Origin of the sequence: Microvirga zambiensis WSM3693, from assembly GCF_016735695.1 — a bacterium.
Classification (GTDB): Bacteria; Pseudomonadota; Alphaproteobacteria; order Rhizobiales; family Beijerinckiaceae; genus Microvirga; species Microvirga zambiensis.
In genome coordinates, this window is sequence record NZ_JAERQD010000031.1 from 1 (window position 1) to 12,148 (window position 12,148).

Here is a 12,148-nt window from a genome sequence, read left to right on the forward strand (position 1 = left end):
GGCTCATCGCATTTCCATCCATCATCGAGCCGGGCTGCCATTCGCGCCACCCTCGATCGCCCAAAGGCTCGGAGCCGATACGGCCCCGGGCCCGCAAGGCATGCCCTTTTGTTCCCCAAGCAATTTCATCCATTCATTGATTAGAGGTTTTTCCATGAGCCGTATTCGCTCCGTCCTTGCCGAGATGCCCGATGCCGACGACGCTCTGCGGCGTCTCGCGGACGTGATCCGGGTGCCGCAAACCTGCCGCCGGCGCATGTGCCGCAATGAGGGTCGCTGCCAGGGCGGGTCCGGCCCACCATGCTACTATGAGAATCGCAAGCGCTTTTCCGATGCGGTGCTCGAGGAGATGCACGACCACCGTGAATTCTGGATCGGGCAGCGCGCCGGCGTCGAGATCGTGCTGCGGACGGTCCGTCGTCGCGCCCGAGGGAAAGGCAGCCCCGACATCTGAGCATTTGCGAATGTGCGCCGAAAGTCTTAAATCATCGGCACGTCAGGAAGGGGCGGGGTCCCTTCGCCTCAAGGGTTTTAGCTTCCAAGGGTTTGTGATTCATGGCCGTCGTTCTCGACCTGCTGAACAAGGATCAGCGTCCCCGTCACCCGGAAAAGGCGCACCGGCCCGACCAGCCCGTTCAGCAGCGCAAGCCGGAATGGATCCGCGTGAAGGCGCCCGGCTCGCCGAAATGGGCCGAAACCAACCGGATCGTGCGCGAGAACAAGCTCGTGACGGTCTGCGAGGAGGCCGGCTGCCCCAATATCGGCGAGTGCTGGGAGAAGAAGCACGCCACCTTCATGATCATGGGCGACACCTGCACCCGGGCCTGCGCCTTCTGCAACGTGAAGACCGGAATGCCGCAGGCGCTCGATCCGAACGAGCCCGAGAGCGTCGCCAAGGCGGTGGAGAAGCTCGGCCTGGAGCACGTGGTCATCACCTCCGTCGACCGGGACGACCTGAGCGATGGCGGCGCGCAGCATTTCGCCGACGTGATCCACGCCATCCGCGCCCGTTCGCCGAAGACCACCATCGAGATTCTGACCCCGGACTTCCTGAGGAAGCCCGGCGCGCTCGAGATCGTGGTCGCGGCCAAGCCCGACGTGTTCAACCACAATCTCGAGACGGTCCCGTCCAAGTACCTGAAGGTCCGTCCCGGCGCCCGCTATTTCCACTCGATCCGCCTGCTGCAGCAGGTGAAGGAGCTCGATCCGACCATCTTCACCAAATCCGGCATCATGGTCGGCCTCGGCGAGGAGCGGAACGAGGTGCTCCAGCTCATGGACGACCTGCGCTCGGGCGATGTGGATTTCATGACCATCGGCCAGTACCTCCAGCCGACGAAGAAGCACCATCAGGTGATCCGCTTCGTCACGCCGGACGAGTTCAAGGCCTATGAAACCACCGCTTATGCCAAGGGTTTCCTTCTCGTCTCCTCGAGCCCGCTGACGCGCTCGTCGCACCATGCGGGCGAGGATTTTGCCAAGCTGAAGGCGGCTCGTCTGGCGAAGCTCGGCTAACAGCGAGCAGGTTTTCGGACGCCGCATGCAGCGCATTCTGGTCATCGGCAGCCCGGGCGCGGGCAAGAGCACCCTGGCGAGCCGTATCGCCGGGCGCCTCGGCTTGCCCGTCATCCATCTCGACCGCGAATATTTCGGACCCGGCTGGGCCGTTCCGGACAGGGAGGAATGGCGGGAGCGGGTGAGGGCGCTTGCAGCAAAGCCGGCCTGGGTCATGGACGGCAACTATGCCAGCACCTTCGACATCCGGGTGCCCCGGGCGACCGTGATCGTCTGGCTCGACCTGCCGCGCTGGCGCTGCCTCGCAAGCGTCCTCTGGCGCGTCGCCAGGAATTACGGTCGGGTGCGGGCCGATCTCGGCCCCGACTGCACCGAGCGGTTCGACTGGTCTTTCATGCGCTGGATCTGGTCCTATCCGGCCAAAATGCGGCCGAAGACACTTCGCATGCTGCAGCGTCTGCGTCCCGACCAGCGCGTCTACGTGCTGCGTTCCCGGTCCGAGATCGCGGCCCTCGAGGCCGAATTGTCCACCCTCAAAGAGGCCGCCTGAGCGATGCCGACCTTCCGCACGACCCGGACCGTGAAGCATACGCCGGACCAGATGTTCGCCCTCGTGGCGGATGTGGAGCGCTATCCCGAGTTCCTGCCCCTGTGCGAGGATTTGCGCATCATCCGCCGCGTCCAGAGCGGGGAGGGCATCGAGAGCCTCGTCGCCTCCATGTCGGTCGGCTACAAGGCCATCAGCGAAAGCTTCACGACCCGCGTGACCTTGGACGATCCGCGCCGGAAGATCACGGTCGAATACGTGGACGGTCCGTTCAAGTATCTCGAGAACCGCTGGACCTTCCGCGAGGTGCCGGGCGGCGGCTGCGAGGTCGATTTCTACATCAATTACGAGTTCAAGAGCTTCGCCCTCGGCCTGCTCATGGGCAGCGTTTTCGACAAGGCCTTCCGCAAGTTCACGGAAGCCTTCGAGGAACGCGCCGATGCCATCTATGGTAGCCCGTCGAAGGCTCAGCAGGCGCGGGCTTGAGCTCAGCGAAGCGCTTGTTCCAGCAGGGACAGGGCATCCTCGACCGCCCGCCGGCGAATCGTCTCCCGACCGAGATCGCCGTAGCGCCGCTCCAGGTGGACCGTCGCCGCACCTTTGCGCGCCAGGCCGAAATGGACGAGCCCGACAGGCTTCGTCGCCGTCCCGCCGGTCGGGCCCGCCACGCCGGTGATGCCCACCGTCACATCCGCCAAGGACTGGGACAGCGCCCCCTCCGCCATCGCCCGGGCGACCGATTCGCTGACGGCGCCATGAGCGGCGATCAGGTCGGCCGGAACGCCGATCAGCTCGGTCTTGGCCTCGTTCGAATAGGTCACGAACCCGCGTTCGACGACGGCCGAGGAGCCCGAGATCTCCGTCAGCAGGGCGGCGACGAGACCGCCGGTGCAGGATTCGGCCGTCGCGATCTTCAGGCCCTTCGCCTTGTAGGCATCGAGCAGCGCCGCCGCGCGGTTCTTCATCTCGGGCGTCATGCACTCACCTCCGGCAAACGGATCGTCGCGGCCGCCTGGGCGGCGATGCCCTCGGAGCGTCCTGTGAAACCGAGCCTCTCCGTGGTCGTCGCCTTCAGCGACACCTGGTCGAGGCGAAGTCCCGCGATCTCGGCGATGCGGTTGCGCATCGCCTCCCGGTGCGGGCCGAGCTTCGGCCGTTCGCAGAGCAGGGTGGCATCGAGATGATCGACGATCCCGCCACGCTCGCGGACGAGGCCGACCGCATGAGCGAGGAACCGGTCGGAGGAGGCGCCGCGCCATTGCGGGTCGCTCGGCGGGAAATGGGTGCCGATATCCCCATCCGCCAAGGCGCCGAGAACGGCGTCCGTCAAGGCGTGCAGGATCACGTCGCCGTCCGAATGGGCGACGACGCCGCGGTCGTGGGGAACGCTTACGCCCCCGAGCCAGACGTGATCGCCGTCGCCGAAGGCATGCACGTCGAAGCCGGTCCCGAGGCGGGTCACATAGGTCATCGTCTCGCCTTTCATGCGCCGCTCGGCCTCCGCGAAATCGGCCGGATGGGTGAGCTTGATGTTGCCGGAATCGCCCTCGAACACATGCACGGGCAGGCCGGCCCATTCGGCCAGCGCGCCGTCGTCGGTGAAGGCGTGAAGCCTCGCGGCAGCAGCGCGGCGATGGGCATCGAGCAGGTTTGGAAAGCGGAAAGCCTGAGGCGTCTGCACAGCCCGGAGACTCGCACGGTCGGGAGTGGACAGAACCCGCGACCGGTCGTCGATCACCTTGATCGTATCGGTCACGGGAATTCCCGGAACGGCCGCCACCCACTCCTTAGCCGCAGCGATCGCCCGGTCGATCAGGTCGGCGCTCGCGAAAGGCCGCGCGGCGTCATGGATCAGGACGATCTCGGGACCGAGCTCGGCCAGGGCTTCGAGCCCGCTGCGCACCGAATCCTGCCGTGTGTCGCCGCCATGGACGCATGGCAGAACTGCCGATGTGGCGGCTGGCAAGGAAGCGAGGGTTGCGTCATAGAGAGCCCGGTCGTCCGGATGGATCACGACGATGGTTCGGTCGATGCGCGGATGGGCGACAAAGGCGGCCAGCGTCCTGGCAAGAACCGTTTGTCCCAGAAGTGGTTGGTACTGCTTCGGGATCCCTTGCCCGGCTCTTGATCCTCGGCCTGCGGCAACGATGAGGGCGGCAACTGACATTCGGATCGGCTCTCTCCGTCAAGAACGCTCTCCTAAGCGTGACTTCGCAAGAAGGCAAATCCCTGTGAGAGGGACTTGCGCGTATCCTGGAATTGGCTATTGATTAGGCACAATGAGTTTTGACCAAAAATTAGGCGTGGGCAGCTTCAGCGTCGGTCCGGTACGGGTCGAAGCACCAGCCGTTCTTGCCCCGCTATCCGGGGTCACCGATGTCGCTTTCCGGCGGATTGCCAAGCGTCTGGGGGCTGGCCTTGTCGTGTCCGAAATGGTCGCGTCAGACGAGCTCGTCCAGGGGTCCGAGGAAGCACAGTTGCGGGCGGAAGGGGCGGGAATCGAGCCTCACGTTGTTCAACTCGCCGGTTGCGACCCGCACTGGATGGCGGAGGGTGCGCGGGTCGCCGAGGCGGCTGGTGCCCGCATCATCGACATCAACATGGGCTGCCCGGCGAAGCGGGTGATCGGCGGCTATGCCGGCTCGGCCCTCATGCGCAACCTCGACCACGCCGCCCGCCTCATCGAGGCGACGGTAGCGGCGGCGAGCGTTCCCGTGACGGTCAAGATGCGTCTGGGCTGGGACGACGCCACGATCAATGCGCCGCAGCTTGCACGCCGGGCTCAAGAACTCGGCGTCAAGGCGGTCACGATCCATGGCCGCACGCGGCAGCAATTCTACAAGGGGCAGGCCGACTGGGATGCCATCGCCGCCGTCGTAGACGCCATCGACATTCCCGTCATCGCCAATGGCGACATCGGCACTCTCGATGATGCTCGCCGCTGCCTCGCAGCGTCCGGCGCCAGCGCAGTGATGATCGGCCGCTCGGCCGTCGGGCGGCCCTGGCTCGTCGGCCAGATCGGCGCCGCGCTCCAGGGTAGAACGATTCCCGATCCGACACCGGATGAGATGATGGCGATCGCCATCGAGCATTATGAAGGCCTGTTGTCCCTCTACGGTGAGAAGGTCGGCATCCGGCATGCGCGCAAGCACCTCGCCGGTTATGCGGATGTGGCTTCTGCCTCCGGTTTCCATGTTCCTTCGAACATTCGCACCGCTCTCGTCACATCGGAGGAGCCGCGGACGGTGACCGCCCTCCTGCGCTCAATCTACAGCCGCCAGGAGCGCGAGGCAGCATGACGGCGACGCCGAACCTCAACGACCTCATCATGAACGCGCTGCCGATCCCGATCCTCACCGTCGGGCCGGAGCACCGGATCGTGCACGCGAATTCCGCAGCCGAATCGTTCTTCGAGATGAGCCTGCGCATGATGCTGCGGCAGAAGCTGACGGACTTCATCCCGTTCGGCTCGCCGGTCATGGCACTCGTCGAAGACGTCCGTCAGCGCGGTTCCAGCGTCAGCGAGCACCGCGTCGATATCGGCAGTCCGCGCCTGGGTGCCGAGCGGATCGTCGACGTGTCCGCATCGCCGCTCGGCGACGACAGCGACAACGTGATCGTGATGCTGCAGGAGCGGACGATCGCCGACAAGATGAACCGCCAGCTGACCCATCGCGGCGCGGCTCGCTCGATCACGGCTTTGGGCGCTCTTCTGGCGCATGAGATCAAGAACCCGCTCTCCGGCATTCGCGGCGCGGCGCAGCTCCTCGAGCAATCCGCGAGCGAGGACGATCGCCTCCTCACAAGGCTGATCTGCGACGAGACCGACCGGATCGTGAAGCTCGTGGAGCGCATGGAGCTGTTCGGCGAGGAACGCCCGGTGGAGCGTGGCCCGGTGAACATCCACGGCGTGCTAGACCATGTGAAGCGCCTCGCGCAATCGGGCTTCGCTCGTCACATCCGCTTCGCCGAGAACTACGACCCGTCGCTTCCGCCGGTGCTCGGCAACAGGGACCAGCTGATCCAGGTCATCCTGAACCTCGTCAAGAACGCAGCCGAAGCGGTCGGCATCGATGCGACGGACGGCGAGATCATCCTCTCGACCGCTTTCAGGACCGGCGTGCGGTTGCAGGTGCCCGGCTCCCAGGAGCGGGTGAGCCTGCCGATCGAGCTGAGCGTCACCGACAATGGCCCCGGTGTTCCTCAGGACCTGATGCGGGAGCTCTTCGACCCCTTCGTCACCACCAAGGTCCAGGGCAGCGGCCTGGGACTCGCGCTGGTCGCGAAGATCGTCGGCGATCACGGCGGCATCGTCGAATGCGAGCCGGCGCCCCGACGCACCACTTTCCGAATTCTTCTGCCCATGCACCGCGCGGACGATGGCCGCGGGGCCGATTTGTGAGATTTGAGACATGCCCAGCGGACAGATTCTTCTTGCTGACGACGATGCCGCCATCCGGACCGTTCTGAATCAGGCCCTGTCGCGGGCCGGATACGAAGTCCGCTCGACCAGCAACGCGGCGACCCTCTGGCGCTGGGTGGCCCAAGGGGAGGGCGATCTCGTCATCACCGACGTGATGATGCCGGACGAGAACGCCTTCGACCTCCTCCCGCGCATCAAGAAGATGCGCCCGGAGCTGCCGATCATCGTCATGAGCGCCCAGAACACGTTCATGACCGCCATCAAGGCCTCGGAACGCGGCGCCTATGAATACCTGCCGAAGCCCTTCGACCTGAAGGAGCTCGTTGCCGTCGTCGGTCGGGCACTGTCCCGCCCGCGCTCCGTGCCGACCGGCGCCAATCCCTCGCCGGAGAACGAGGACATCCCGCTCGTCGGCCGCTCCCATGCGATGCAGGAGATCTATCGGGCTCTCGCACGCCTGATGCCGACCGACCTCACCGTGATGATCACCGGCGAATCCGGCACGGGCAAGGAACTGGTCGCGAAGGCGCTGCACGATTACGGCAAGCGCCGTCAGGGACCGTTCGTCGCCGTCAACATGGCGGCGATTCCCCGCGAGCTCATCGAATCGGAACTCTTCGGCCACGAGAAGGGGGCCTTCACCGGCGCGACCGCCCGCAATACCGGTCGCTTCGAGCAGGCGGAAGGCGGAACCCTGTTCCTCGATGAGATCGGCGACATGCCCATGGAGGCGCAGACCCGCCTCCTGCGTGTGCTGCAGCAGGGCGAATACACCACCGTGGGCGGCCGGGTGCCGATCAAGACCAATGTCCGCATCGTTGCCGCGACGAACAAGGACCTGCGCGTCCTGATCCAGCAAGGGCTCTTCCGCGAGGACCTCTATTTCAGGCTCAACGTGGTGCCCCTGCGCCTGCCGCCGCTGCGGGAGCGCGTCGAGGATATCCCGGACCTGGCGCGCCATTTCTTCATGCTGGTCGAGAAGGAGGGACTCGCCCGCAAGCAGCTCGACGTGGACGCCATGGATCGGCTCAAGCGCTATCGCTGGCCGGGCAATGTCCGCGAGCTGGAGAACCTCGTCCGGCGCCTGGCTGCGCTCTACCCGCAGGACACGATTACCGGGGCCATTATCGATTCCGAGCTCGATTCCCAGCCCCTGCTGCCGTCCCAGCCGGTGGGCAAGGCCTCCTCGCAGCCGTCGCAGCAGTCGTCCGAGGGGCTCTCGGATGCGGTGGAGCGTCACCTGAACGAGTATTTTTCGGGCTTTCGGGACACGCTTCCGCCTCCGGGCCTTTATCACCGGGTTCTGCGCGAGATCGAGGGCCCTCTCATCGGTGCCGCCCTTGCCGCCACGCGCGGCAATCAGATCCGCGCGGCGGAGCTGCTCGGCGTCAATCGGAACACTCTGCGCAAGAAAGTGCGGGATCTCGAGCTGATGGTGGTGCGCTCGAACCGGGTTTGAAGCTGGGCTTCCTGTAATAATTTGACCACAGTGTTGTGTTGGTGCATCACCCGAGGGCAGGGTGCCGTTCCGAAGGCACCCGATCGTGCGGGGCTTCAGTCTTGATCGACCAGGACACCATTGGACAGCGGCAGGCGGCGGAGCCGTCCCAGAGCGGCATGGGCTGGCTGGGCTACGGCGCCGTGCTGTCGGCCCTCGCCTCGGCCCTTGCGACCTTCCTGATCCTCGCCGGCGCAACGCCGGTGCTGCCCACGCACAACGTCGTGGTGTGGGTGTTCCTGATGAACGGCGTGCTGATCGCCGTGCTTCTCGGGATCGTGGCCTGGCAGACCAGGAAGCTGGTGCGCGAGCGCAGGGCAGGGGCGGCTGCTGCCGGCCTCCACGTGCGAATCGTCGGCCTGTTCAGTCTCGTGGCGGTCCTTCCGGCGATTCTCGTGGCGGCGGTGGCCACGGTCACCCTCGAGCGCGGCCTCGATCCTTGGTTTACGGGCTCGCTCAAGGAGCTCATGAACAACACGGTCTCGATCGCGCGGTCTTACCGGGAGTTGCAATGCCGCACGCTCGCCCGCGAAACTCAGCTGATGGCGGCAGACCTCAACCGGGCCAAGGTTCTCTTCGACGCCGACCGCAATCTGTTCCGGGAATTCATGAATTCCCGGACGGTCTTTCTCGGGTTCCCGCTTGCGATGATCGTGGATCCGGACGGCACGGTCGTCGAGCGGATCGAAGCCAAGAAGCTCGATGGCATACCCCCGCCGTCGCAGACGGATCTCCAGGAGGCAAGCAACCGGGAGGCGCTCTGCCTCTTCCCTGGATCGGGCAACATCTTCCGGTCCGCCCTGAAGCTCGATGCCCATGGCGGGCGCATCCTCTATGTGGCCCGCGAGGTCGACCCCCGCGCCGTGGAGTTCCCGCGCGTCGCGGAGGTGGGCGTCGCATTCTACGAGGCTCTCGATCAGAAGAAGGCGGGCATTCAAATCGCCTTCGCCTCCATGTTCACGCTGATCGCGTTGATCGTGCTGCTCTCCGCCGTCTGGTTCGGCCTGAACTTCGCCAACCGGCTGGTGGCACCGATCCGTCGGATGATCCACGCCACCGATCAGGTTGCTACCGGCAATTTCTACGTCCAGGTGCCGGTGCGCCGGGGTGAGGGGGATCTCGGCCATCTCGGCGAGACATTCAACAAGATGACCTCGGAGCTGCGCCGCCAGCACGATGGCCTGACCGCCGCGAGCGACCTGATGGACCGCCGCCGCCGCTTCACCGAGGCGGTTCTGGCCGGCGTCTCGGCCGGCGTGATCGGCGTTAACGCCCGTGGACTGATCACCATCGTGAATCCCTCGACGGAAGCCCTCCTCGGCACGACCCGCGAGGAATTGCTCGGCAAGTCGATCGCCATGGTGCTGCCGGAGGTGGCGCCACTCGTCGAGGAGATGAGCCATGGGCGACAGCGCCTGATGCAGCAGCAGATCCACCTCTCCAGACGGGGCAAGGAACGCACGATCAATGTCCGCGTGACCAGCGAGCAGGCCCGTGCGGAGAAGCGGGATCTCGTGATAACCCTCGACGACATCACCGATCTCGTCCTGGCGCAGCGTACCTCCGCCTGGGCCGATGTCGCGCGCCGCATCGCCCACGAGATCAAGAACCCGCTGACGCCGATCCAACTCTCGGCCGAGCGCATCCGGCGCAAATACGGCAAGGTCATCACCACGGATCGCGAGGTGTTCGATCAATGCACCGACACGATCGTCCGGCAGGTGGACGACATCAAGCGCATGGTCGACGAGTTCTCGTCCTTCGCGCGCATGCCGAAGCCGGCGATCAGCGACGAGGATCTGGCTGAGACGATCCGACAGGTGGTCTTCATGATGAAGATCGCCCACCCGGAGATCGAGTTCGTCGACCATGTTCCTCCCGGACGTCTCGTCGCTCCCTTCGACCGCCGGCTCGTCTCGCAGGCCGTCACGAACATCGTCAAGAACGCGACCGAGGCCATCGCGGCCGTTCCGGAAGAGGAGCGGGGGCAGCCACAGATCTCAGTGCTCCTCGACGACACCCATCCGGAGTATCTGATCATCGCCGTGACCGACAACGGCAAGGGCTTTCCCGTCGAAGGCCGCCAACGGCTTCTGGAGCCCTATATGACGACCCGCGAGGGCGGTACGGGGCTCGGCCTGCCGATCGTCGCAAAGATTTTGGAAGACCATGGGGGTGGCATGGAACTGGCCGACAATCCCGCCGGACGGGGCGGTCAGGTCCGCATGTGGATCCCGAAGACGAAACAGGTTGTGGCGGAAGAGGCATCGGCCGCTTCCAGCCGCAATGATACTCGCAAGGCAAGCCTATGAGCGCTGATATTCTCGTCGTCGACGACGAAGTCGATATTCGTGAACTGGTCGCTGGCATCCTGGAGGATGAGGGACACCGCACCCGTACCGCGGGCACATCCGACGATGCCCTTGCCGCCATCGAGACGCGTCGCCCGCACCTCGTCTTCCTGGACATCTGGCTGCAGGGAAGCCGCCTCGACGGTCTCCAGGTTCTGGAAATCGTCAAGGCCCAGCATCCCGACCTGCCGGTCGTGATGATCTCGGGCCACGGCAACATCGAGACGGCGGTCTCCGCCATCAAGGCGGGCGCCTACGACTTCATCGAAAAACCGTTCAAGGCCGACCGCCTCGTGCTTGTGGCCGAGCGTGCACTCGAAGCCTCCCGCCTGAAGCGCGAGGTGCGCGACCTGCGCTCGCGCTCCGTTCAGGCGAGCCGCATCGCCGGACGGTCGATCGTCATCAACCAGCTTCGGCAGGCGGTGGAACGTGCCGCTCCGACCAATGCCCGCATCCTGATCACGGGATCGCCCGGCTCCGGCAAGGAACTGACGGCGCGGACCGTTCACGGCCTTTCCACCCGTGCCAACGGACCCTTCGTGGTTCTCTCCGCCGCCACGATCACGCCCGAGACCATGGAGGCCGAGCTCTTCGGAACCGAAGGCGGTGCAGGCGGCGGGCGGCGGGTTGGCGCCCTCGAGGAGGCGCATGGCGGCACGCTCTACATCGACGAGATCGCCGACATGCCGCGCGAGACCCAGAATCGCATTCTGCGCGTCCTCGTGGACCAGAACTTCCAGCGCATCGGCGGCACGACACGCGTTCATGTGGATGTGCGCATCGTCTCGTCCTCCAGCCGCGATCTGCCTGCGGCCATCGCCGCCGGTCAGTTCCGGGAAGACCTTTTTCACCGTCTTGGCGTGATTCCGATCCGGGTGCCGTCCCTCGCCGAACGGCGCGAGGACGTCCCCGAGCTCATCGAGTTCTTCATGGAGCAGATCTCGTCCACGACGGGTCTGCCCAAGCGGCGCATCGCCGAGGACGCCATGGCGGTGCTGCAGTCGCACGACTGGCCCGGCAACGTCCGCCAGCTCCGCAACAATGTCGAACGCCTGATGATTCTCACCTCCGGCGATCCCGATGCCGAGATCACAGCCGATATGCTGCCTTCCGAGATCGGAGCGCTCGTGCCGAGCACGCCGGGCGGGGCAGGGGGCGAGAAGCTCATGAGCCTCCCGCTCAGGGAGGCGCGCGAGATTTTCGAGCGCGAGTATCTCCTGGCGCAAATCGCCCGATTCAGCGGCAACATCTCGCGGACGGCGGAGTTCATCGGCATGGAGCGTTCGGCCCTGCACCGGAAGCTCAAGTCGCTGGGCATCGGCGGGTAGAGCGTTTCAGTGTAGCGCGGAAGTGACTTTCGCGCCGCCAAAAGGAAAAGATGCAGGGCCATCCACGGGAAAATATGTTCCGAGGAGGTAGAACCGTTGCGCCCCCCTTGCCGAACGCGGCCGTTCGCCCTGTAATATGAGGGCCGGTCAGCGACCGCACGAAAGCGGAAAACCATATCCAGGCGGCCCCATAGCCAAGACCGGCGGCGATGGGCTGGCGAGGCAACTTCAATGGCGGGCGATCGCGCGCAGAATCTTCAGGACACATTTCTGAACTATGTCCGGAAGCAGAAAATTCCCTTGACGATCTTCCTCGTCAACGGGGTGAAGCTTCAGGGCGTCGTTACCTGGTTCGACAACTTCTGCGTCCTTCTGCGCAGGGATGGTCATTCCCAGCTGGTTTACAAACACGCCATTTCCACCATCATGCCGGGACAGCCCGTCCAGTTGTTCGATCAGATCGACGAGGCTGGCGAGAAGGCCTGA

Annotated in this window: 12 protein-coding genes; 10 read left to right on the forward strand and 2 right to left on the reverse strand. The window is 65.1% G+C overall.

All coding sequences use genetic code 11. The annotated features are described in order from the left end of the window. Positions 1-154 precede the first annotated feature (154 nt). The 4 genes from JKL46_RS20975 (at position 155) to JKL46_RS20990 (ending at position 2,548) form a co-directional block, all read left to right on the forward strand. Positions 155-454, forward strand: a complete 300-nt coding sequence (locus JKL46_RS20975) for a hypothetical protein (protein ID WP_201836937.1) — start codon at positions 155-157, stop codon at positions 452-454. 101 nt (positions 455-555) lie between these two features. Then, entirely contained in the window at positions 556-1,515 is a 960-nt protein-coding gene (lipA, locus tag JKL46_RS20980) for a lipoyl synthase (RefSeq protein WP_201836948.1), read from the forward strand. A 25-nt stretch (positions 1,516-1,540) separates the two neighbouring features. After that, positions 1,541-2,065, forward strand: a complete 525-nt coding sequence (locus JKL46_RS20985) for an AAA family ATPase (RefSeq protein ID WP_201836955.1) — start codon at positions 1,541-1,543, stop codon at positions 2,063-2,065. Positions 2,066-2,068: 3 nt separating this feature from the next. Then, positions 2,069-2,548, forward strand: coding sequence for a type II toxin-antitoxin system RatA family toxin (locus JKL46_RS20990; protein WP_201836956.1), 480 nt, complete (start codon positions 2,069-2,071; stop codon positions 2,546-2,548). Positions 2,549-2,550: 2 nt separating this feature from the next. Here JKL46_RS20990 and JKL46_RS20995 read toward each other — a convergent pair whose 3' ends face one another. Then, positions 2,551-3,039, reverse strand: a complete 489-nt coding sequence (locus JKL46_RS20995; protein WP_201836957.1) for a CinA family protein — start codon at positions 3,037-3,039, stop codon at positions 2,551-2,553. Continuing rightward, positions 3,036-4,229, reverse strand: coding sequence for a bifunctional 2-C-methyl-D-erythritol 4-phosphate cytidylyltransferase/2-C-methyl-D-erythritol 2,4-cyclodiphosphate synthase (locus tag JKL46_RS21000; protein WP_201836958.1), 1,194 nt, complete (start codon positions 4,227-4,229; stop codon positions 3,036-3,038). Before JKL46_RS21000 ends, JKL46_RS20995 begins: the two co-directional genes overlap by 4 nt. 112 nt (positions 4,230-4,341) lie before the next feature. On the opposite strand from JKL46_RS21000, the gene dusB reads away from it, so the two are divergent. The 6 genes from dusB to hfq all read left to right on the forward strand — a co-directional run bounded on the left by dusB (position 4,342) and on the right by hfq (position 12,148). Then, positions 4,342-5,361: a tRNA dihydrouridine synthase DusB gene (gene dusB / locus JKL46_RS21005; protein ID WP_201836959.1), complete on the forward strand. Its 1,020-nt coding sequence runs from the start codon at positions 4,342-4,344 to the stop codon at positions 5,359-5,361. Next, the gene (locus JKL46_RS21010) at positions 5,358-6,464 is read left to right on the forward strand and encodes a two-component system sensor histidine kinase NtrB (RefSeq protein ID WP_201836966.1); all 1,107 of its coding nucleotides are present in this window, start codon (positions 5,358-5,360) and stop codon (positions 6,462-6,464) included. The genes dusB and JKL46_RS21010 overlap by 4 nt, the downstream gene beginning before the upstream one ends. 10 nt (positions 6,465-6,474) lie before the next feature. Continuing rightward, positions 6,475-7,944: a nitrogen regulation protein NR(I) gene (gene ntrC, locus JKL46_RS21015; RefSeq protein WP_201836968.1), complete on the forward strand. Its 1,470-nt coding sequence runs from the start codon at positions 6,475-6,477 to the stop codon at positions 7,942-7,944. A gap of 101 nt (positions 7,945-8,045) precedes the next feature. Then, positions 8,046-10,295 (forward strand): sensor histidine kinase NtrY-like, encoded by a 2,250-nt coding sequence (locus JKL46_RS21020; RefSeq protein ID WP_201836970.1) that lies wholly within the window; start codon positions 8,046-8,048, stop codon positions 10,293-10,295. Next, entirely contained in the window at positions 10,292-11,662 is a 1,371-nt protein-coding gene (ntrX, locus tag JKL46_RS21025) for a nitrogen assimilation response regulator NtrX (RefSeq protein ID WP_201836972.1), read from the forward strand. Before JKL46_RS21020 ends, ntrX begins: the two co-directional genes overlap by 4 nt. A 231-nt stretch (positions 11,663-11,893) precedes the next feature. Beyond that, positions 11,894-12,148 carry an RNA chaperone Hfq gene (gene hfq, locus JKL46_RS21030; protein ID WP_009491222.1) on the forward strand — a complete coding sequence of 85 codons (255 nt, stop codon included), beginning with the start codon at positions 11,894-11,896 and terminating at the stop codon, positions 12,146-12,148.

Coding starts and splice junctions, on each gene's coding strand:
- JKL46_RS20975 (WP_201836937.1), top strand. CDS start 155: ATGAGCCGTATTCGCTCCGTCCTTGCCGAGATGCCCGATGCCGACGAC.
- lipA (WP_201836948.1), top strand. CDS start 556: ATGGCCGTCGTTCTCGACCTGCTGAACAAGGATCAGCGTCCCCGTCAC.
- JKL46_RS20985 (WP_201836955.1), top strand. CDS start 1,541: ATGCAGCGCATTCTGGTCATCGGCAGCCCGGGCGCGGGCAAGAGCACC.
- JKL46_RS20990 (WP_201836956.1), top strand. CDS start 2,069: ATGCCGACCTTCCGCACGACCCGGACCGTGAAGCATACGCCGGACCAG.
- JKL46_RS20995 (WP_201836957.1), bottom strand. CDS start 3,039: ATGACGCCCGAGATGAAGAACCGCGCGGCGGCGCTGCTCGATGCCTAC.
- JKL46_RS21000 (WP_201836958.1), bottom strand. CDS start 4,229: ATGTCAGTTGCCGCCCTCATCGTTGCCGCAGGCCGAGGATCAAGAGCC.
- dusB (WP_201836959.1), top strand. CDS start 4,342: ATGAGTTTTGACCAAAAATTAGGCGTGGGCAGCTTCAGCGTCGGTCCG.
- JKL46_RS21010 (WP_201836966.1), top strand. CDS start 5,358: ATGACGGCGACGCCGAACCTCAACGACCTCATCATGAACGCGCTGCCG.
- ntrC (WP_201836968.1), top strand. CDS start 6,475: ATGCCCAGCGGACAGATTCTTCTTGCTGACGACGATGCCGCCATCCGG.
- ntrX (WP_201836972.1), top strand. CDS start 10,292: ATGAGCGCTGATATTCTCGTCGTCGACGACGAAGTCGATATTCGTGAA.
- hfq (WP_009491222.1), top strand. CDS start 11,894: ATGGCGGGCGATCGCGCGCAGAATCTTCAGGACACATTTCTGAACTAT.